Here is a 21225-nt window from a genome sequence, read left to right on the forward strand (position 1 = left end):
CAGACAGGGGGCTTCGCTGCGTGTGGCGATGTCATCGACGAGGCAGGCCGAGCTGCGCGAGCATGTGGTCGACGGCGTGGGGATCCTGGCGTCTGGTCTGCTGCTCGCGCAGGAGATCCAGCGCGAGCGTCCGCTTCTCGGCCCGACGTTCGATGCGATGTTCCACGAAGGCCGTGAGCAGACCGGCGAGGCCGAGCAGCCTGCGCTCAGTGCGCGTCGGGGCGACGAGTCGGATGGTCGCGCTGGTCATGATTCCTCCGTCTTCGAGTCGGCGGCATCCGCGAGCACAGCACCGGAGGCCGGCAGGTCGAAGAGCTCGGTGCGCAGCGACACCCGGCGCACATCCGGCCCGGTCTGGCCGCGGAATCGCTCGACCGCGCTGTCGACCACCGCCATGAGCTCATCCTTGAGACCCGCCATCTGCGAGGGGGTCATCTCGAGCAGAGTCGTGGCGATCAACCCGGTGTCCTTCCAGCCCTCGGGCACGTCCGTGTCCGGCCGATTCACGTAGGACATCAGGGTCTCGTGGCGAAGTCGGAAGAACTCGGACGAGACGATCTGCGCCGCGGCTCGATTCGCCGGTGACATGCTCTGACTGGGACCGGGGATGTCGATGCGTCCTTCGGGAAGCTCCCACCAGCGCTCTCGGGCCGTGCCGCGGCCCTCGACCTCGTGGATGAGGTCGTGCGCCGAGAGCGTTCGCAGGTGATAGCTGGTCGACCCGGACGTCTCACCCAGCATCGAGGCGAGCGAACTCGCCGTCTGCGGCCCGTGAGTGCTGAGCAGGTCGAAGATCCTCACACGCAGCGGGTGAGCGAGGGCTTTGAGCGCCCCCGCGTCGAGGCGTCGCAACTGCAGTTCGTCTTCCATACCGTCGACGATACTCTTGCAAAGACTTCTTTGCAAGCTAATCTTTGCAAATTAAACTTTGCACGCGTCAGCGTCCTACGGCCAGAGCCCGTGCCGTCACGGACGCCGCCGCCGGGAAGCGAGTCCCTGTTGCGGGTGATGGCTAGGCTCAGAGGATGACCGACGTCGCGAATCCCCTGCTTCAGCCGTCCACGCTCCCCTACGGTCTTCCCGACTTCGCTGCCATCAGGCCCGAGCACTACCTGCCGGCATTGCAGGCCGCGTTCGACGAGCACCTCCGAGAGATCGCCCGGATCACGATGGTGCGCTCGATGCCCACCTTCGAGAACACGATCGAGGCACTGGAGCGCTCAGGAGAGCTGCTCGACCGCGTCGCGCACGCGTTCTACACCGTGACCTCGGCCGATGCGACCCCGGAGATCCAGAAGATCGACGAACAGCTCGCTCCTCTCATGGCGGCCCATCAGGATGCCATCACTCTCGACGCTGCGCTGTACTGGCGCGTCCAGCAGGTGCACTCGCACCTCGACGATCTCGAGCTCGATGATGAGCAGCGGTACCTCGTCGAACGGCACCACCGCGAGATGACCCACGCGGGCGCGGCCCTCGGCGACGAGGCGAAGAGCAGACTCACCGCCCTGAACCAGCAGCTGTCGACGCTGAACAACACCTTCGAGCGCAACCTCCTCAACGACACGAACGACCTCGCGGTGGTGTTCGACTCGCCCGAGGAGCTCGCGGGCCTCAGCAGCGGTGAGCTCTCCGCAGCGGCTCGCTCGGCGGCGGATCGCGGCCTCGACGGACGCTTCGTCATCTCCCTCCCGCTGTTCACCGGGCATCCGTACCTGGCGCAGCTCCGCGATCGCGAGTCGCGTCGCCGCATCCTGGCGGCCTCGCAGTCGCGCGCGTCGCGTAACAACGGGAACGACAATCGTCCCGTGCTCGCCGAGATCGTGCGCCTCCGCGCCGAGCGCGCGGCACTGCTCGGCTATGCCTCGCACGCCGCGTACGTGACGGCAGACGAGACGGCCGGCACGCCGGACGCGGTCGAGCGGATGCTGCGCGATCTCGCGGCGCCATCTGCACGCAACGCACGAGCCGAGAAGGAAGCCCTGCAGGCGATCGTCGACGAGACCGAGGCGACGCCCTTCGCGGTCGAGGCGCACGACTGGGCTTTCTACACGGAGAAGGTGCGGACCGCCCGATACGCGATCGACACGAGCGCGCTCCGTCCGTGGTTCGAGGCCGAGCGGGTCCTGAAGGACGGCGTGTTCTTCGCTGCGACGAAGCTCTACGGGGTGACGTTCGCAGAGCGCCGGGACCTCCGGGCCTACCACCCGGGTGCGCGTGTGTTCGAGGTGAGGGACGCGGACGGGAGCGCGGTCGGACTGTACGTGCTCGATCTCTATACCCGCGACTCGAAGCGCGGTGGCGCCTGGATGAATCCGATCGTGAGCCAGTCGCGCCTGCGCGGGACGCTGCCCGTGGTGGTCAACAACCTCAACGTGGCGCTCCCCGGAGAGGGAGAGCCCACGCTGCTCACCCTCGACGAGGTCACGACGCTCTTCCACGAGTTCGGCCACGCTCTGCATGGCCTTTTCGCCGTCGTCACCTACCCGCACTTCGCCGGAACGAACGTCTTCCGCGACTTCGTGGAGTTCCCGAGTCAGGTGAACGAGATGTGGATCCTATGGCCCGAGGTCCTCGACAACTATGCCCGGCATCATGAGACGGGAGAGCCGCTCGACCCCGCGATCGTCGAACGACTGCGCGCGACGGAGACGTTCAACCAGGGCCACGACACGAGCGAATACCTCGCAGCCGCCTGGCTTGACCAGGCATGGCATCGCGTGAGCACGCAGACGGAGATCCTCGACGTGGCCGACTTCGAGGCCGCCGCCCTCGCCGACATCGGACTCGACGATCCTGCCGTGCCGACCCGCTACTCGTCGACCTATTTCGCACACGTCTTCTCGGGCGGATACAGCGCCGGCTACTACTCCTACATCTGGAGTGAGGTTCTCGACGCGGACACCGTCGAGTGGTTCCGCGAGAACGGCGGACTCACCCGCGAGAACGGCGACCGGTTCCGCTCCCGTCTCCTCGGCGTCGGAGGGTCCAAGGATCCGCTCGACGCCTACCGTGATTTCCGCGGGCGCGATGCAGAGATGGCACCGCTCCTGAAGCGGCGCGGACTCGAGGCGTGATCAGGTCGCACGCCGCGTGACCTCAGCGGTCGAGCAGCTCCATCGCCTTGTACCAGGTGAGCTGGTGGTAGCTCTGCGCGAGGTGATCGCCGAGGCCGTCGAGAGACACGACGTGCACGGCGATCGCCTCGCTCTCATCGAGCGACTGCTCGGTGACTCGCACGCAGCCCCGCGCGAGGAAGTGATGCACCCGGTTGGTGTGGCTGCCGAAGTTGGCCCAGGTGGGACCGAGGTCGATCATCTCGTCGGGCTCGTACCCGGTCTCCTCGCGCAGCTCGCGGATGGCGGCCGCTTCCGGTGACTCGCCGGCCTCCAGACCGCCACCGATCGTCCCGACCGCGACGATTCCTGCACCATGGCGATACTCGTCGACGACGATCGCGTGGCCATCCCGATCGACGGCGAGCACCGAGATCCAGTCGCCGTATTCGAGCACGTAGTACGGAGCGATCGAGTGTCCTCGCTCGTCGACGCAGTCATCCGCGCGCACGCGGATCCAGCGGTCTGCATGCACCAGCTTGCTGTCGACCACCCGCCAGGGCGAGGGAGCGGAACTCACGCGCTCTTGCGCTTGCGCTCCATCACGATCGTCGGCGGAGCGCCCTCGTCGACGGCCGCCTGGGTGACGATGACCTTGGCGACGTCTTCGGCCGAGGGGATCTCGAACATGATCGGACCGAGCACGTCTTCGAGGATGGCCCGCAGTCCGCGAGCGCCGGTCTTGCGCTCGACGGCGAGGTCGGCGATCGAACGGAGCGCGCCCTCTTCGAATTCGAGCTGAACGCCGTCGAGTTCGAACATGCGCTGGTACTGCTTGACGAGTGCGTTGCGCGGACCCGTGAGGATGTCGATGAGCGCATCCTGGTCGAGCGGAGACACCGATGTCACGACCGGAAGACGACCGATGAACTCGGGAATCAGACCGAACTTGTGCAGGTCCTCCGGAAGCACCTCGCTGAACAGGTCGAGGTCCTTGCCCTTGTCGTGCAGCGGAGCACCGAAGCCGATCCCGTGCTTGCCGACGCGTGCCGACACGATGTCCTCGAGGCCCGCGAAAGCGCCCGCGACGATGAACAGCACGTTGGACGTGTCGATCTGGAGGAACTCCTGGTGCGGGTGCTTGCGCCCGCCCTGCGGGGGCACCGATGCGACCGTTCCCTCGATGATCTTCAGCAGGGCCTGCTGGACGCCCTCACCTGAGACATCGCGGGTGATCGAGGGGTTCTCCGCCTTGCGGGCGATCTTGTCGACCTCGTCGATGTAGATGATGCCCTGCTCTGCGCGCTTGACGTCGTAGTCCGCCGCCTGGATGAGCTTGAGCAGGATGTTCTCGACATCCTCGCCGACGTAGCCGGCCTCGGTGAGCGCCGTGGCGTCCGCGACAGCGAACGGCACGTTGAGCTTCTTCGCGAGGGTCTGGGCGAGGTAAGTCTTGCCGCATCCGGTCGGCCCGATGAGCAGGATGTTGCTCTTCGCGATCTCGACGCTCTCGGCCTTCTGCTCGGCCGTCTGGAGGGTGCCGTGCGCGCGGATCCGCTTGTAGTGGTTGTACACCGCGACGGCCAGTGCCTTCTTGGCTGGCTCCTGTCCGACGACGTACTCCTCGAGGAAAGAGAAGATCTCGCGCGGCTTGGGGAGTTCGAAGTCCGCCGTGCCGTCGGCGGAGGACTCGGCCATCCGCTCCTCGATGATCTCGTTGCACAGCTCGACGCACTCGTCGCAGATGTACACACCGGGTCCTGCGATGAGCTGCTGCACCTGCTTCTGGCTCTTTCCGCAGAACGAGCACTTGAACAGGTCAGCGCTTTCGCCGATACGGGCCATGCGCGTCCTCCTAGGGGGGATCCTGAGATCGTCTACTGAGCCTAACCGCTGCATCCGACACCGGGACGCATTGGCGCGGCGTCGTACATCTCGAGTCCGTATCGCCCGTCCGCGTCTGCTCCGCCCAGACTCCGCGCAGAGCATCGGAGGGCACGTTATCTGCGCCAGGCGAAATAGCCCGTCACCGAAGGCGAAGGGATATCAGTGCGACCCTGTGCGATGTAGTGCGTCTCGACGGCAAGGACCTGGCCACTGTCCGTGGCGACGAGCAGGTACTCCTCGTACGAGGGGTCCTCTTCGTGTGCAGCCGAGAACGCGATCGCATCACGGCCCAGTCGGTCAGTCACGGCCCCGACGACTTTGAGATTCTCCTCATGCGCGAAGTACTCGAGCACCGTGGCTTCCTCTGCCGACGAGAGCTGACGCTGCCGCATGAGATCCGCGACCGAGTTGATGATCAGGGCAGCATCCGGAAGCTCGGTGGTCTCATACGCCTTGGCGAAGTATGCGGGGATCTGGTCGCTCTCTGATGGCAGTGGTTCTGTGAACCGCAGTTCCGGGCTGCCCGCTGGCCACTCTTCCTCGGACATGAGCTCACCGACAGCAGGGACGCCCTCGGTCACCGGTTGGCCGTCGGCGTCGACGGACGGACCTGCCTTGACGACCTGGTGCACTGCGCCGTCGGGCTGAACGGTGATGTCGTAATCCACGTTCACCACATTCGCGCTCTGGCGCTCGCCGTCTGACATCACGACGAGCGACCACGCCAGAGCCGAGATCTTCGTGACCTCGGGGTCGGGTGTCGGACTCTCGGCACCGAGCATCACCTTCTGACTCAGGTCCATGAGCAGTTCCTCGCGCGGCTGGGGAACCGGAGATACATCGAGCAGAGGCGGAGTCGCTGCATATGTCGGAGCAGTCGGAAAGAACAGCGTCAGCCCGAGGGCGACGACAGCCCCGGCCGCGGCAGTGGCGGCCAACAGCGACATCAGCCTGCCGCTCACTGGTCGCGCCGTACGTCTAGCTGGCCTGGCGTGTCTGGCGTGCCTGGCGCGTCTAGTCCGGCGGAGATCCTGGGCGGTGAGCTGTCCTGCGGAAAGCAGCTCAGCCAGCTCTTTCTCCGCCCGAGCAGTGAGCGGCAGAGTTCGATGCCCGCTCTCGGGGCGCGCTGCACGAATTCTTCGTTCAAACTCGTCCATCGCTGATCGCCTCCTCGTCATGAATGTCTTGTTCGCGTGGAAGCAGATGTCTGAATCGCTCGCGAGCACGCATCAGACGAATCCGCACTGCGATCGCACTGATGCCGAGAATCGCTGCGATCTCGACTCGCGAGAGTTCCTCCCAATAGGCCATGTACAAGAGCTCGCGGTCGGCCTCCGGCAACCTGCGAAGAGCTCGTCGCACCTCGATGGCGTCGTCCGCCGCTGACCCGAAACTGTCATCCACGGTGAGGATCGGACCGGCGTCGGAGACGAAAGAGCCGAGGCGTCCCTGACGCCGGTACTCGTTGCCGATCACGTTGCGAAGAGTCGTATACAACCACGGCAGGGTTATCGCTGCGCCATCGTCATGCCGAGCCCAAGCGACACGGAACACCTCGGCCGTCACGTCTTCGGCGTCGGCAGTCCCGCCGAGACGCTGCTGAGCCACGGTCAAGATCAACCGATAGTGCTTCCGATAGAAATCCGGGAACTGATCCAACCGCGTGCCCCCTTCCGCAGCTCTCCTGAACCATCTATTTCCGCACACGGCCGATGTGTTTCACATTCTGTTACGGATCTTCGGGCGGGTGGAATATATCCGTTTCTTGGAAACGAACGCCATCACTTCGGAAACAACCCATGTAGCGGGGAACTCCGCGTTCTGGTTCGGAAGGAATGACAATGAAGACATCACTTGAAGTCAGAAGAGGTCGAAGAAGAATCGCCATGACTCTGATCGCACTGGCAGCTCCGCTGATCGCATTGTTCGGGTTCGCGGCGCCTGCCAGCGCCGCCCCGAGCTACTGCAGTCTCGGCAGGGCCTGCGTCTGGGACGATCCGGACTTCAACACGAACGGCAGCTATGCGGGCGTGCTGTGGTTCGAGTACTACGTCACGCCGATGTCGAGCTACAACTACGCCGGAACCTCAGTGAACGCTGGCAACACAGCAGACTCATGGTTCAACAACGGTCGGTACTCGGTCGCTTGTTTCTACGACACCGCCACCGGCGGTTACGGCGGGTCCTCGGTCTGCCTCAACACGAACCAGGGCGACGGCAACATTGAGAACAGCTCCGGAATCGTCCAGGGTCTTGCCTGGGACCCCAACGCCGCAAAGTTCGTCTGACCATCATGAGGCGACCCAGGCAGGTCATACTCGCTCGCCGGGCCGTCGGCACCATCGTCGTGGCCGCCACCGTCAGCGTGGCGGCCGCGTGTGCGCCCGCCGCCACGGATCAGCACCCAAACGCCTTGTATACAGAGGGCAAGGACATCGCTCGATGGAGGCTCCCCTTGGATCCCTATCTCCTCTCAGATCTGCAGTTAACGAAGGCGGCATACGCCGCAGCGCTCACCGTCAATGACTGCCTCGCCGGCAAAGGGATCGACGATCCCGTTCCATACGTGGACATCGACGCCGCGTATGGCTCCGACGTCACAGTTCGGAAATGGTTCGATCTGAAGATCGCTCAGACGCACGGCTACCACGAGCCTTCGCAGCAGCGCCCCGCCGGCCTCGAGGCGTGGGACGACTTCCAGCGTCAAGCGTCGACGCCGTCCGAGGACGAGGCGTTCTTGGCGTGTCGTGACGACCCTGCCACCGTCAGCCCTGGATACAGCAACACCCTGATGAACTTCACATCGGGTCTGGCCGCCGCGGCGTATTCCGGAGCGAGCAAGGACCCCGCTGTTCTCGAGTCCGCTGCCGCGTGGAACGCCTGCATGGCCGATGTGGGCATCGAAGACCTCCCGTTGACCCCGATCGAGATGCCCAGCGAGTCCGTTCGTCAGCGCCTTGGGCTGGGCGCGAGCATCGACGGCCCCATCACGGAGCCCACCGGTGAAGAGATCGACCTGGCGACCACCGACGCCGAGTGCCGAGACTCGTCGGGCTTCACCAAAGCGTTCTACGACGCTCTGTGGACCCGGGAGAGCTCGATGCTTGAAGACAACGAAGCGGCACTCGTGGACGCCGGCGCCGAGATCGAGAGCATAACGTCGGAGATCGACGACATCATCGCGGAGTCGCGAGCACGATGACGCGCGTCGGTGAGAGTACGTCCTTGGAGGATCTCCTCAGCCCTGCCGGGCCCACAGACCCCCTTCGGCCAGGTGGGCGCACTCTTGGTCGAAGGGCACCTGGCCGACGCGCGATGCTGGTGATGGTTGTCGCGGTTACCAGTGCGGCTCTGCTTGCTGGCGGATGGGCGGTCGCGTCGGCGTTCCGCTCCCCCAGCCAGATCGCCAGTGACGCCGCAGCGCCGCCGCCTTCAGGGATCACAGCGCCCGTGGAACAAGGAATCCTCGCCGAGACCCTGACGGTGCAGGGTGAGGTGCGGGCAGGTGATCAGACGTCGACCAATCTGGCTGCCCCTGGAGAGGGCGGTGTTGCAGTCGTGACCGACGCGCCTGTTGCGATCGGCTCTCAGGTCTCGGCCGGCCAGGTGCTCCTCGAGATCAACGCCCAGCCGACCTTCGCCCTACCTGGCGCGTTTCCGTTCTTCCGAGATCTGCGCACCGGCGACACCGGGCGCGACGTCGAGCAGCTGCAGCACGCGTTGACCGCCGCCGGATACTCCACGACGGCAGATGGGATCTTCGGCCCGGGAACAGAGCGTTCACTCACCAGCCTCTACGCCGACCATGGCTACAAGGTCCCCCTAGAAGCGGCAATCGCAGCCGAGGACAGCTCTGTTGTGGCCAAGGAAGCCCCGGCGCCCTCGCAAGAGCCCGCTACTCCCTCGGACTCCGCCACCCCGGGAGTCCAGCCGGTCCCAGTAGCCCCGTCGGTGCCTGTCGCTCCAACAGTGCCGAAGATGCAAGCCGTCGCCAGGTCGAGCGCGTTCGTGGTGACCTCGGCTCTACCAGCTGCTGTCGTCGCGGCGCCAGGTGTCGGTTCGCTGCCCGATGATGCAGCGGTCGTCTTCGCCAAAGGATCTCCCATCGCCTCAGCTACCGTGATCGCAGCCACCGCGGCCCAGCTCGAAGTCGGCTTCGAGGCGAAAGCAACGATCGCAGGGACCGAAGTCCACCTCGTCCTGCAGAACATCGGAGTGGCCGACGAGGAAGGTCTGGTTCCGATCACCTTCGTGACAGCCGACTCTGGCGACCCTGGCACTGCACCCATCCCGGACTCGTCCGTCGGAGAGAAGCCCGTACTCGTGGTGACCCGCAGCGTGGTCGCGAGGGATGCTCTCCTCGTTCCGAGTCGTGCTGTCGCCTCCCGCGGCTCGAGTCGATACGTTCTGCGCCAAAACTCCGACGGTGATTTCCAGGAGGTGCCGGTAAAGGAGATCGGCGAGCTGAACGGCCTCAGCGCCATTGAGATCCTGAACGACGAGAAGCTGAAGCCAGGCGAACAAGTGAGAGTCCAGTAGTGCCCGGGCTGACCCTTCGAGATATCACCAAGCGCTACGGCACCCGCCAGTCTTCAGTAGACGCGCTGCGCGGCGTCGACCTGGAGATCCCTCAAGGCAGCTACATCGCCATCCTGGGTGAATCGGGTAGTGGCAAGTCGACACTGCTCAACATCCTTGGGCTGCTCGATGCTCCGTCGACGGGAAATTTCCTGATCGATAGTCAGGACGTTGCCGCACTGAAAGAACGCGCAGCATGCGCCCACCGCTCTGAGACATTCGCTTTCGTCTTCCAGGCCTTCCACCTCCTCGACCGCCGATCAGTCGTCGAGAACGTGGAACTGTCGATGCACTATCGCGGTGTAGACGCCACCAGGATGAGGACGCGAGCCCTTGCGGCGCTCGCTGACGTGGGAATCCCAGACCTTGCCGATGCGAAGCCACGCCAGCTGTCCGGCGGACAACGTCAACGCGTAGCGATCGCTCGGGCGCTCGCGTCCGGGGCGCCCATCATCGTGGCAGATGAGCCCACAGGCAACCTTGACTCGAGCACCACTGAAGCGGTCATGACGAGCTTCGAGAACCTCCGTCATCATGGCGCGACGCTGGTCCTCGTAACCCACTCGGAACAGATCGCCCAGCATGCTGACCGACAGATCCATGTCGTGGACGGCAAAGTTCAGGAGCGCACCGAAGATGGCTGCACCGAGAGACTTCCTCTCATCAGGCCCCGCGAAGAACCCAAAACGCCGGGGAAGGCGTCCACTGTGCGGCCAGCAGCTGCAGTCAGAGACGCCGCTGCGAACATGCTGAGCCGCCCCGGGCGCGCTGCCGGACTCATCGCAGCGATCGCGGTCGCTGCGACCCTGTTCGTGGCGACCCTGGGACTTTCAGCCACAGCACAGCAACAGGTCTCCGAGAGCTTCGATGCCGTCAAGAGTCGCGACGTCACCGCTACCGTCTCCGGCGATGGCGTCTCAGCGACGATCGAAACCGGCATCCCGGATGCTGCTAGGTCCTTGGCGGAACTGAATGGCTCAGCCTCCGTGGCCATCCTCGAGGATCTCGGCACGGCGAGCGTGCGCGTGGGCGCCCCACGCGATGCAGTGGACACATCCACATACGCGAGCTACGGAGACATCAGGACTGCGCTACGCCTCGACATCGACTGGACGGATGCGCCAGTGGCGTCGCTCGCTTCGAACCAGGTGCTCGTCGGTGAGTATCTGGCCGAGGGCATCGGGATGGCCCCGGTCGATCTGGCTCCGACCATCGAGATCGCCGGCCGGACCCTCGTCGTCGTGGGAGTTATCACTGATTCTCCTCGCGCGCCCGATCTGCTCGGCAAGGCCGTGATCGGAGGCGGCGAGAGCCCTGAGAGCGCGAACCTTCCGACGAGCACGGTTACGGCCTATGTCGTCACCGAACTTGGTGCCGCTGCAAGCATTGCGGAGGAAGCGCCGCTGGTGCTCGACCCTGTTCAGCCGGAACGCGTCGATGTCGCATCTCCCCCGCCAGCGGACTCACTGCGCGCGAACGTGGAGGCGAGCGTCGCGCTGAGTCTGGCGTTGCTTACGATCGTGACCGGACTCGCTGCTGCGGCCTCAGTGACGATCGCCACCCTCTCGGCCGTCGCCGAACGACGCAACGAGATCGGACTACGGCGTGCGATCGGAGCGCGCAAGAGCCACATCGCGACGATGCTGCTGCTCGAATCCTTGCTTATCGGATTGTTCGGCAGTCTCCTCGGCATCGTCACTGGGATGGCCGCAGTACTCGCTGTGACGATCGCGCAGAGATGGACACCGGTCTTCGACCCCGTCCTCGCTCTCGCCGCCCTCGGAGCTGGAATCGCCATCGCCGCTCTCGGCGCGATCGCTGGAGCAGTTCGCGCCAACCGCATTGTTCCCGCAGACGCACTGCGGTCGTGATCGCGACGGCGAGCTGGACATACGTGAACGATCCGATCGGCGTCTCCGACCGCCGAATGAGATCCCACGGCGCCTCAAGGATCCTCGAAGATGGCGACGGTGCCGTAGGCCTCGTTGGCGCGGGTCCTCCCGGAACCGAATGCCGTGGGCCAGCATGCGCGCGTGCTGCTGCTCGAAATCATCGGTCTCGAGAGAGAACGCGACGTCGCCAGCGGCTTGGCGGCCAGCTCGCAGGGGTTCCCGCACCATGCCGTCATCGCACGATCAGGAGTTGCCGGGTCTCTGATCGGCAGTGCCGGTCCACTCGAACGATGCCGAATGCTGAGAGCCCCGTAGCTGATGCTGCGGGGCTCTCGTGCGCGCGGGGGGGCGGATTCCGCCGACGCTAGACGAGGCTCTTGGTGTGCCAGACGGTCTTGACCTCGGTGAAGGCGCCGATGCGCTCCGGAGACGCGGTGACCGCGCCGGGAGTCAGCACGCGCTTGAGCGTCTCGGCGGCGGCGATCTGCATGTCGATCCACTCGAGATCGCCGGCACCGGCCAGATCGAGCGCATTGACGTCCTGGTGCGAGGCGAGCCAGGGCGCCATCTCGGCGGGAGACCCGGTGAGCACGTTGACGACGCCCCCGGGCACATCGCTCGTGGCGAGCACCTCAGCGAGGCTGATGGCCGACAGCGGGAACCGCTCGCTCGCGATCACGACGACCGTGTTGCCTGCGACGAGCGCAGGAGCCACGACCGAGACAAGACCGAGCAGCGCGGAGTCCTGCGGTGCGACGATCGCGACCACGCCGGTCGGCTCCGGCACCGAGATGTTGAAGTACGGACCCGAGACCGGGTTCGCGTTGCCCGCGACCTGCGCGTACTTGTCGCACCAGCCGGCGTACCAGACCCAGAGGTCGATCGCCTCGTCGACCTGCGCGGCGGCGGCGGACGTGGAGACGCCCTCCTGCGCGGCGATCTCGTCGATGAACTGCGCGCGGCGACCCTCGAGGACCTCGGCGACCCGGTACAGCACCTGCCCGCGGTTGTATGCGGTGGCGCCGGACCACCCCTTCACGGCGGCACGTGCGGCCACGACGGCATCCCGTGCGTCCTTGCGCGAGCCCTGGGCGGCGTTCGCGAGGAATGCCCCCTTCGCCGACAGCACCTCGTAGGTGCGGCCGGACTCGCTGCGCGGGAAGGCGCCGCCGATCGCCAGCTTGTAAGTCTTCGGAACGGTCAATCGCTTGCTCATGCGGAGGCCCCCTTCAGGTATGCGGTGAGACCCTGACGTCCGCCTTCACGGCCGTATCCGGACTCCTTGTAGCCGCCGAACGGACTCGACGGGTCGAATCGGTTGAACGTGTTCGCCCAGATGACACCGGCACGCAGACGGTCGGCGACCGCGAGGATGCGCGAGCCCTTGTCCGACCAGATGCCGGCGGAGAGGCCGTACGGCGTGTTGTTCGCCTTGGCGATCGCCTCGGCCGGCGTACGGAACGTCAGCACCGACAGGACGGGCCCGAAGACCTCGTCGCGGGCGATGCGATGCGACGCCTCGACACCGGTGAAGATCGTCGGAGCGAACCAGAACCCCTTGTCGGGGATCGCGCAGTCCGCGGTCCAGCGCTCTGCGCCCTCGGCCTCGCCGACGTCGCTCAGCTCACGGATGCGGGCGAGCTGTGCCGCCGAGTTGATCGCGCCGATGTCGGTGTTCTTGTCGAGCGGGTCGCCGAGGCGCAGCGTCGACAGGCGGCTCTTCAGGCGATCGATGACCTCGTCATGGATCGACTCCTGCACGAGCAGTCGGCTTCCGGCGCAGCACACATGCCCCTGATTGAAGAAGATGCCGTTCACGATGCCCTCGACGGCCTGGTCGATCGGCGCGTCATCGAACACGATGTTGGCGGCCTTGCCGCCGAGCTCGAGCGTGACCTTCTTGTCGGTCCCCGCGACGGCCCGTGCGATGTCGCGGCCGACACCGGTCGAACCCGTGAAGGCGACCTTGTCGACGTCGGGGTGACGCACGAGCGTGGCCCCCGTGGAACCGGCACCCGTGATGATGTTGACGACACCGGCCGGCAGATCCGCCTGCTGCAGGATCTCTGCGAAGATCAGCGCCGTCAGCGGCGTGGTCTCCGCAGGCTTGAGCACCACGGTGTTGCCCGCCGCCAGAGCAGGAGCGAGCTTCCACGCGAGCATCAGCAGCGGGAAGTTCCAGGGGATGATCTGCCCGGCCACGCCGAGCGCACGCGGGTTGGCGCCGAGTCCGGCGTAGTCGAGCTTGTCAGCCCACCCCGCGTAGTAGAAGAACCAGGAGGCGACGAGAGGCACGTCGACATCGCGGCTCTCCTTGATCGGCTTCCCGTTGTCGAGGCTCTCGGCGACCGCGAGCTCGCGAGCCCGCTCCTGCACGAGACGTGCGATGCGGAAGAGGTACTTGCCGCGATCGCGGCCGCTCATCTTCGACCAGGTCTTCTCGTAGGCGCGACGCGCGGCGCCGACCGCCCGGTCGACGTCCGCGTCGTTCGCCGAGGCGATCTCGGCGATGTGGCTCTCGTCAGCCGGCGAGATCGTCGCGAAGCTCGAGCCCGATCCGTCGACGAACTCGCCGTCGATGAACAGTCCGTAGCTGTCCTTGAGGTTGAGTACTGCCTTCGACTCCGGTGCCGGAGCGTATTCCAGGAATGACATATGCGGGCTCCTAGTCGATCGTGACGTAGTCGGGGCCGGAGTAGTGGCCGGTGGTGAGCTTCTGGCGCTGCAGCAGCACGTCGTTCAGCAGGCTCGAGGCGCCGAAGCGGAACAGGTGCGGCTGGAGCCATTCCTCCCCCACGGTCTCGGCGACCGTCACGAGGTACTTCACCGCATCCTTCGACGCGCGGATCCCGCCGGCGGGCTTGACGCCGATGCGCTCTCCCGTACCCCGGTGCCAGTCGCGCACCGTTTCGAGCATGAGCAGCGTCGTCGGCAGCGTCGCCGCCGGCTGCACCTTCCCGGTGGAGGTCTTGATGAAGTCGCCACCGGCGAGGATGCCGAGCCACGATGCGCGCTTGATGTTGTCGTAGGTGTTGAGCTCGCCGGTCTCGAGGATCACCTTGAGCGAGGCGTATGAACCATCGGCACGACGGCATGCCTCTTTCACCTGGGCGATCTGGTCGTACACGAGTCCGTATCGGCCCGAGAGGAACGCTCCTCGGTCGATGACCATGTCGATCTCGTCGGCGCCGGCCGCGACCGCTTCGGCGGTGTCGGCCAGCTTGATGGCCAGCGAGGAACGTCCGCTGGGGAACGCGGTGGCGACCGCGGCGACCGAGATGAGTCCCTCGTCCGGATCGCCGTGCAGAGCTCCGAGCGCCTCGACGGCGTCGCCGACCATGTCGCCGTACACGCAGACGGCGGCGACCCGGGGGGTCGTCGGGTCGGCGGCATCCGGATTCTTCGCCTTGGCGACCAGCGAGCGCACCTTGCCCGGCGTGTCGGAGCCTTCGAGGGTGGTGAGGTCGATCAGCTTGATGATCGTGTCGAGTGCCCAGGCCTTCGACGTGGTCTTGATCGAACGCGTGCCGAGTGCGGCCGCGCGCTGCTCCAGGCCGACGGCGTCGACCCCCGGGAGTCCGTGCAGGAACCGGCGGAGCGTGGCGTCATCCGGCTCACCGCCGAGAACGTCCACCGCCGATCTGCGGCTGAGTTCTTGGGTCGTCATCGTTCCTCCAACAATGCTCGTGCTGTGGTCTCATCTGTCACCAGAACGCTGCACAGGCCGCTGGTCACGACTGTGCGCGCGATGTCATGCTTGGCGTCACCGGCGGTGACGAAGATCGAGCGCTTCGCGGCGCGCAGGCGCCCGAGGTCAACTCCGACCGTCCGGGCGTCGAGCTGCGGGTCGACGATGTTGCCGTCGGCGTCGATGTACCGCCCGAGGACGTCGCCTACGGCACCACGGCGCGCGAGCTCTTCGACATCGGATGCCGAGAGGTAGCCGTTCTCGACATGCGCGGAGGTCGCATCGCAGGGCCCCGCGGTGAACAGGAACGCCTGCGCTTCGGCCGCTTCGACGAGGACGGCCGCGACGGTGCGGTCGGCTTCGATCGCCTGCTTGGTCTCGACGCGTTCGAGGATCGCCGGGCTCGGCAGGAGGGACACGTGTCCGGATGCACGCTGGGCGATGGTGACGGCGAGGCCCGCGGCTCCGCCCGAACGGCGGTTGAGGCTCACTCCCCCGTTGAGCTGCACGACGGTGACGCCGGTCGCCCATCCTTCGGGCAGCGACTCTGCGACGGCGCGCAACGTACGCCCCCAGCTGACGCCGAGCGTGCGGGGCACGGGCCGCATCGCAGTGAGGTAGTCGGCCGCGGCCTGGGCGACCCGCTCGAGGGTCCCGTCATCGCCGTCCGGGGAGGGAACGACGACGGCAGCCGTGAGGCCATGGCGTTCGACGAGCTGGCGCTCGAGTCCGAGTCGGCGCGCACGCGGGTGCACGATCTCGATGCGGACGATGCCACGCTCTCTGGCCTGTGTGAGAAGGCGCCCCACCTTCCAGCGGGACAGCTTGAGGAGGGCGCCGATCTCGTCCTGCGTCCTGTCCTCGTCGTAGTACAGCTCAGCGACGCGGACCATGATCAGTTCTTCTTCCATGTCATCCTCCTTCCGTCTCCAGCATACGTCCGTAGCACCGTTCGCGCACCTTGATGCTCATATGAGCATTGACGCTTCCAGTGGTCGCACATTCGCCGGAGACGACGAAAGGACGCCGACCCCGAAGGGCCGACGTCCTCTCACCATGGAGATGCGATCACATGCGCTTGCGCGAGGTGAGCACCTGGTCGACGATGCCGTAGTCCAGCGCCTCAGCGGCGGACAGGATCTTGTCACGGTCGATGTCGCGGTTGACCTGCTCGACGGACTTGCCCGTGTGACGAGCCATGGTCTCCTCGAGCCAGGTGCGCATGCGCAGGATCTCGGCCGCCTGGATCTCGATGTCGGATGCCTGACCGTGCCCCGCCTCGCCCATCGCCGGCTGGTGCATGAGCACACGGGCGTTGGGCAGAGCCAGGCGCTTGCCGGGGTGACCGCCTGCGAGCAGCACCGATGCGGCCGAAGCCGCCTGGCCGAGCACCACGGTCTGGATCTGCGGCGCGACGTACTGCATCGTGTCGTAGATCGCCGTCATCGCGGTGAACGAACCACCGGGCGAGTTGATGTACATGGTGATGTCACGCTCGGAGTCCTGGCTCTCGAGAACGAGCAGCTGCGCCATCACGTCGTCGGCCGACGCATCGTCGACCTGGACGCCGAGGAAGATCACTCGATCTTCGAACAGCTTGTTGTAGGGGTCCTGGCGCTTGAAGCCGTATGCCGTGCGCTCCTCGAACTGAGGAAGCACGTAGCGGCTGGAGGGCAGATCGCCGGCAGAGCGGAAGGTGGGTGCGTACATGAGAGTCCTTTCGCTTTCCGTTACTTGATGTCCTGGTCGGTTCCGCCGCCACCGATGACGTCGGTGGCCGAGTCGCGGATGTGATCGACGAAGCCGTACTCGAGCGCCTCGTCGGCGGTGAACCAGCGGTCGCGGTCACCGTCTTCGTTGATCTGCTCGACCGACTTGCCGGTCTGCGCCGCGGTGATCTCGGCGAGGCGGTTCTTCATCGAGGTGATCAGCTGCGCCTGCGTCTGGATGTCGCTCGACGTTCCGCCGAAGCCACCGTGCGGCTGGTGCAGCAGCACGCGGGCGTTGGGCGTGATGTAGCGCTTGCCCTTCGTGCCCGCGGTCAGCAGCAGCTGACCCATCGATGCGGCCATGCCGATGCCCACGGTGACGATGTCGTTCGGGACGAACTGCATCGTGTCGTAGATCGCCATGCCCGCGGTGATCGATCCACCGGGCGAGTTGATGTAGAGGTAGATGTCCTTCTCGGAGTCCTCTGCGGCGAGAAGGAGGATCTTCGCGCAGATCTCGTTCGCATTGTCGTCGCGCACCTCCGATCCCAGCCAGATGATGCGGTCTTTCAACAGTCGGTCGAAGACGCTCGTAGCGAGGAGGGGTTCTGCAGCCATGTCAGCTCCTGATTCCGTGTTTCAGTGATTCGAATCTACCGGCGACAACGCAGCGCTCAGGCCGTGTTCGCCGTCGGCATATCAGGCGTCGAGTTCCGCGATCTCGTGTGCGTACGCGGTCATCGAGCGGTGGTACCGCGGCAGGTGCGGCACGAGTGCGAGGAGAGCGACCGACAGGCCCCGCGCCGGGCGTCCGGAACTCGCCAGGATCAGCGCGTGGACCGTCGCCACGGCATCCCGGTAGGGGCCGTCCGCCGAGAGCTCCTCCTCCGCACGGATGACGGCGAGGGCATCGTCGTACTCGCCCAGATTGCGCAGTGAACTCGCCAGCTGGATCACGCACTGCGGGCGGTGCTCGTCGTCGAGACCCAGTGCGAGCGCACGCCGGTAGAGTTCGACTGCCTCGGCGGGGCGGCCGGCCGAATCACGTGCCCCGGCGCGCTCGAACTCCGCGCGGGCGTCATCGACGCCGCGCTCGGCGGCCAGCGCGTCGATCCGGGCGATCGTCTGGTCTCCGACCTCTTCGCCGGACGCGTCGTCCCACACCTCGTCGATGCGTTCGTCCCAGGTCTTCATGGTCTCCTCGTTCATCTGCTCTCCCCGCTGACGCGAAAGGGGCGGATGCCGCAGCATCCGCCCCTCATGAGATCGTGTCCGATCACTCCGCCTTGTCGGCAGCCTTCTTGGCCGGAGCCTTCTTGGCGGCGGGCTTCTTCGCGGCCGGCTTCTCAGCGGCCTCCGCGTCGTCGGCCTTCTTCGCGGGCGCCTTCTTCGCAGCGGGCTTCTTCGCGGCCGGCTTCTCAGCGGCAGCCGTCTCGGACTCGGCCTCGTCGTCGGTCACGACGAAGTCGGACAGATCGACGGGCTTGCCGTTCGTGTCGACGACCTTGACCTTGCCCAGGGCGATCGCGAGGGCCTTGTTGCGGGCGACCTCTCCGACGAGCGCCGGAAGCTGGTTCGACGACTGCAGAGCCTCGACGAACTCCTGGGGAGCCATGCCGTACTGCGAGGCGGACTGGATGAGGTACTGCGAGAGCTCCTCCTGCGAGACCTGCACGTCAGCCTGCTCGGCGATCGTGTCGAGCAGAACCTGCGTGCGGAACTGCTTCTCGCTGGCCTCGGTGACCTCGGCGCGGTGCACGTCGTCCTCGAGGCGGTTCTCACCCTCGAGGTGGTTGTGCACCTCGTCCTCGATGAGCTTCGGCGGCACGGGGATCTCGATCTGCTCGAGCAGCGTCTCGACGAGCTTGTCGCGAGCCGCGGAACCCTGAGTGAAGACGCCCTGCTGCGAGACGCGCTCGGCGAGGCTCGCGCGGAGCTCGGCGATCGTGTCGAACTCGCTCGCGATCTGCGCGAAGTCGTCATCGGCCTCGGGGAGCTCGCGCTCCTTGACCGCCTTGACGGTGACGGAGACCTCAGCCTCGGAGCCGGCGTGGTCGCCGCCCACGAGCGCAGAGCGGAACGTGGTGTCCTCACCGGCGGTGAGGGATTCGATCGCGTCGTCGATGCCCTCGAGCAGCTCACCCGAGCCGACCTCGTAGGAGACGCCCTCGGCGCGGTCGATCTCCGCACCGTCGATCGTGGCGACCAGGTCGAGCTCGACGAAGTCGCCCTTCGCGGCGGGACGGTCGACGGGAACGAGCGTTCCGAAGCGCGCGCGCAGGTTCTCGAGCTCTGCGTCGAGCGCGGCGTCGTCGGCCTCGACGGCGTCGACCGTCAGGGTGATGCCGTCGAATGCCGGGACCTCGATCTCGGGACGCACGTCCACCTCGATGTCGACCAGGAGGTCGCCCGAGAAGTCCTTCTCGTTCGGCCACTGGGTGATGTCGGCGGCCGGACGTCCGACGACGCGGAGCTTGTGCTCGACGGTCGCGTCGCGGAAGAACTTGTCGAGGCCCTCGTTGACCGCGTGCTCGATGACCGCGCCACGACCGATGCGCTGATCGATGATCGGAGCGGGGACCTTGCCCTTGCGGAAGCCGGGGATCTGGACGTCCTGAGCGATGTGCTCGTAGGCGTGCGCGATGCTGGGCTTGAGGTCGTCAGGGGTGACCGTGATGCTGAGCTTGACCCGGGTCGGGGTCAGCTTCTCGACGGTGCTGTTCGCCATTCTGGTGTGCTCTCCTTGTGATTTCCGCGCTGAATCGCGGCTGTCAGGCCGTTGAAGCCATGTCGGGGCGACAGGAGTTGAACCTGCGACCTCCCGCTCCCAAAGCGGGCGCTCTACCAAACTGAGCTACGCCCCGGGGAATCCGCATGCAGATTCAGCCCCACCGAGTCTAACGGACACGAGCACCTCCGTCAGTCCGCTATGATCGATGAGTCGGCACAGTCCTCCCGGATACAGCTGACAACGGGGCTGTAGCTTAGTGGTAAAGCCTCTGTCTTCCAAACAGATGATGCGAGTTCGATTCTCGTCAGCCCCTCCACTCGAGAAAGGCCCCCGCGATGCGGGGGCCTTTCTCGTCCCCGGGGGTTCTCGCACCGGACGGCTCACTGATTAGAGTCATCATGAGCCGGTTCCCCACGGAGGTCCCCCGCATGACTGCATCCGTCGACGTGGCCACCTCCCCCGCCGGAGGCCACGCACTCCCCCCGCACTTCGCCAGCACCGACGGCGCAGCGCCGAATCGCCGAGGACGGCGCATCGGGTTCATGCTGGGCGCTGCGGGAGTCCTGGTCGCGGCGGCCGTCGGCGTGCTCCAGGTCACCGCCAGCCTCGGATACGACGGAGCACGCGCCGAGTTCGACGCAGCAGCGGCCTCGGCTCGCGACAGCGCGACGACGGTCCAGCAGGAGCTCGACACGCTCACGTCCGTCATCGATGTCGCTGATCTGCTGAAGACGGCCGATACCGGCGTCCTCACCGTGCCCTCCGCGAGGGACGCGCTCACGACGGCGTCGACGGATGCCGAAGAAGCCGCCGGTCCGGCGGAGGAACTGCTCACCGAACCGCTGCCTTCGGCGGATTCCAAGCCGTCGGCGTTCTGGGAGCTCTTCGCAGCATCCGATCAGCTCGCCGTCGACGCCGGCGACCTGGACGAGCTGGCTGCCGACCTCGACGCGGCGACACCTGCGATGACCGCCGCCAGTGCCGAAGTGACCGAGGCCGGCGTGGCCCTCCTGCGCTCGGCGGCCGACGCAGCCCCGGCTTTCGAGTCGGCACACCTCTCGGCCAAGAACGACGCCGTCATCGCCCTGCGCGATGCGGCGTCGCGAGTACCCGACACCATGCTCCTCGATGTGACGGCGGTCGAATCACTGGTGTCCATGCAGGACGCCGCAGGACAGGTCGTGGCGACCGAACAGGCCGAACTCGCCGAGAAGGCGGGACCGCTGCAGGGCGATCGCCTCGAGATCGAGGCGTTCGCCCGGTCGCTCGCACCCGGGGTGCTGCTCGAGTTCGACTGGAACCAGATCGTCAACAACGCCGGTTCCAACGGCAGCATGGGAGGCCTCACGACCTGGTGGTGGGACGATCCCGACCGCGCCGCCATCGAGCTGTCGAACTCGGTCGCCGAGCAGTGGCCGGCGGACCGGAGCAAGGCTCTCATCGCCCACGAGGTCGGCCACGCGATCAGCGTGAAGTGCGAGGACATGTACGACTCGTCGACGCAGGACAGCATCGAGAAGTGGGCCACGGCGTGGGCGATCAGCATGGGCTTCACCGACGATGCCAACGGCGTCTGGGCGTACGGCTACCCACCTCAGTCCTACATCGACGCCGCGTACGGGTGCCGCTGAGCACGTCCGGCTGGTACGAGAGAAGCCGCCGCGATCGGATCGCGGCGGCTTCT

20 protein-coding genes and 2 tRNA genes are annotated in these 21225 nt (G+C 66.1%); 7 read left to right on the forward strand and 15 right to left on the reverse strand.

The annotated features are described in order from the left end of the window. Positions 1–31: 31 nt before the first annotated feature. Entirely contained in the window at positions 32–250 is a 219-nt protein-coding gene (locus BEP68_RS09220) for a hypothetical protein (RefSeq protein WP_187249790.1), read from the reverse strand. After that, entirely contained in the window at positions 247–870 is a 624-nt protein-coding gene (locus BEP68_RS09225; protein WP_053096611.1) for an ArsR/SmtB family transcription factor, read from the reverse strand. Before BEP68_RS09225 ends, BEP68_RS09220 begins: the two co-directional genes overlap by 4 nt. A gap of 155 nt (positions 871–1025) precedes the next feature. On the opposite strand from BEP68_RS09225, the gene BEP68_RS09230 reads away from it, so the two are divergent. Continuing rightward, complete coding sequence (locus BEP68_RS09230) at positions 1026–3077, forward strand: M3 family metallopeptidase (RefSeq protein WP_187249791.1); 2052 nt, start codon at positions 1026–1028, stop codon at positions 3075–3077. A 22-nt stretch (positions 3078–3099) separates the two neighbouring features. Here the strand turns inward: BEP68_RS09230 and BEP68_RS09235 are convergent, their stop codons facing one another. The 4 genes from BEP68_RS09235 to BEP68_RS09250 form a co-directional block, all read right to left on the reverse strand. After that, entirely contained in the window at positions 3100–3636 is a 537-nt protein-coding gene (locus BEP68_RS09235; RefSeq protein ID WP_056278925.1) for an NUDIX hydrolase, read from the reverse strand. Beyond that, the gene (clpX, locus tag BEP68_RS09240; RefSeq protein ID WP_053096617.1) at positions 3633–4901 is read right to left on the reverse strand and encodes an ATP-dependent Clp protease ATP-binding subunit ClpX; all 1269 of its coding nucleotides are present in this window, start codon (positions 4899–4901) and stop codon (positions 3633–3635) included. The genes BEP68_RS09235 and clpX overlap by 4 nt, the downstream gene beginning before the upstream one ends. 155 nt (positions 4902–5056) lie before the next feature. Then, positions 5057–5905 (reverse strand): hypothetical protein, encoded by an 849-nt coding sequence (locus tag BEP68_RS09245; RefSeq protein WP_187249792.1) that lies wholly within the window; start codon positions 5903–5905, stop codon positions 5057–5059. 181 nt (positions 5906–6086) lie between these two features. Further along, positions 6087–6602, reverse strand: coding sequence for an RNA polymerase sigma factor (locus BEP68_RS09250; RefSeq protein WP_053096621.1), 516 nt, complete (start codon positions 6600–6602; stop codon positions 6087–6089). A gap of 227 nt (positions 6603–6829) precedes the next feature. Between BEP68_RS09250 and BEP68_RS09255 the strand changes: the two genes are divergently transcribed. The 4 genes from BEP68_RS09255 to BEP68_RS09270 all read left to right on the forward strand — a co-directional run bounded on the left by BEP68_RS09255 (position 6830) and on the right by BEP68_RS09270 (position 11392). After that, complete coding sequence (locus BEP68_RS09255; protein WP_053096622.1) at positions 6830–7231, forward strand: peptidase inhibitor family I36 protein; 402 nt, start codon at positions 6830–6832, stop codon at positions 7229–7231. A 167-nt stretch (positions 7232–7398) separates the two neighbouring features. Further along, positions 7399–8145 carry a hypothetical protein gene (locus tag BEP68_RS09260; protein ID WP_187249793.1) on the forward strand — a complete coding sequence of 249 codons (747 nt, stop codon included), beginning with the start codon at positions 7399–7401 and terminating at the stop codon, positions 8143–8145. Between the two features lie 113 nt (positions 8146–8258). Next, positions 8259–9482, forward strand: a complete 1224-nt coding sequence (locus BEP68_RS09265; RefSeq protein ID WP_187249794.1) for a peptidoglycan-binding domain-containing protein — start codon at positions 8259–8261, stop codon at positions 9480–9482. Continuing rightward, complete coding sequence (locus tag BEP68_RS09270) at positions 9482–11392, forward strand: ATP-binding cassette domain-containing protein (protein ID WP_187249795.1); 1911 nt, start codon at positions 9482–9484, stop codon at positions 11390–11392. Before BEP68_RS09265 ends, BEP68_RS09270 begins: the two co-directional genes overlap by 1 nt. 385 nt (positions 11393–11777) lie before the next feature. On the opposite strand, the gene BEP68_RS09275 is transcribed toward BEP68_RS09270, so the two are convergent. From BEP68_RS09275 to BEP68_RS09315, 9 genes are all read right to left on the reverse strand, one after another. Continuing rightward, positions 11778–12629, reverse strand: coding sequence for an aldehyde dehydrogenase family protein (locus BEP68_RS09275; protein WP_053096636.1), 852 nt, complete (start codon positions 12627–12629; stop codon positions 11778–11780). Continuing rightward, complete coding sequence (locus BEP68_RS09280) at positions 12626–14068, reverse strand: aldehyde dehydrogenase family protein (protein WP_187249796.1); 1443 nt, start codon at positions 14066–14068, stop codon at positions 12626–12628. Before BEP68_RS09280 ends, BEP68_RS09275 begins: the two co-directional genes overlap by 4 nt. Before the next feature lie 10 nt (positions 14069–14078). After that, positions 14079–15080, reverse strand: coding sequence for a deoxyribose-phosphate aldolase (gene deoC, locus BEP68_RS09285; protein ID WP_187249797.1), 1002 nt, complete (start codon positions 15078–15080; stop codon positions 14079–14081). Then, entirely contained in the window at positions 15077–16012 is a 936-nt protein-coding gene (locus BEP68_RS09290; protein WP_187249798.1) for a sugar-binding transcriptional regulator, read from the reverse strand. The genes deoC and BEP68_RS09290 overlap by 4 nt, the downstream gene beginning before the upstream one ends. A 157-nt stretch (positions 16013–16169) precedes the next feature. After that, positions 16170–16811, reverse strand: a complete 642-nt coding sequence (locus tag BEP68_RS09295) for an ATP-dependent Clp protease proteolytic subunit (protein ID WP_042540774.1) — start codon at positions 16809–16811, stop codon at positions 16170–16172. Positions 16812–16831: 20 nt separating this feature from the next. Beyond that, complete coding sequence (locus BEP68_RS09300; protein ID WP_053096644.1) at positions 16832–17428, reverse strand: ATP-dependent Clp protease proteolytic subunit; 597 nt, start codon at positions 17426–17428, stop codon at positions 16832–16834. Between the two features lie 81 nt (positions 17429–17509). Next, positions 17510–18019 (reverse strand): tetratricopeptide repeat protein, encoded by a 510-nt coding sequence (locus tag BEP68_RS09305; RefSeq protein ID WP_315985294.1) that lies wholly within the window; start codon positions 18017–18019, stop codon positions 17510–17512. A 67-nt stretch (positions 18020–18086) separates the two neighbouring features. Then, positions 18087–19538, reverse strand: a complete 1452-nt coding sequence (gene tig / locus BEP68_RS09310; RefSeq protein ID WP_187249799.1) for a trigger factor — start codon at positions 19536–19538, stop codon at positions 18087–18089. Between the two features lie 62 nt (positions 19539–19600). Next, positions 19601–19674 (reverse strand) — tRNA-Pro (locus tag BEP68_RS09315). Between the two features lie 109 nt (positions 19675–19783). Between BEP68_RS09315 and BEP68_RS09320 the strand changes: the two genes are divergently transcribed. Together BEP68_RS09320 and BEP68_RS09325 are read left to right on the forward strand one after the other, a co-directional pair. Continuing rightward, a tRNA-Gly gene (locus BEP68_RS09320) sits at positions 19784–19857 on the forward strand. Between the two features lie 112 nt (positions 19858–19969). Beyond that, on the forward strand, positions 19970–21172 hold the full coding sequence (locus BEP68_RS09325; protein ID WP_187249800.1) for a hypothetical protein: 1203 nt from the start codon (positions 19970–19972) through the stop codon (positions 21170–21172). Positions 21173–21225 lie beyond the last annotated feature (53 nt).

This window comes from Microbacterium sp. 4-7, assembly GCF_014332665.1.
In the GTDB taxonomy this organism is placed as follows: Bacteria; Actinomycetota; Actinomycetes; order Actinomycetales; family Microbacteriaceae; genus Microbacterium.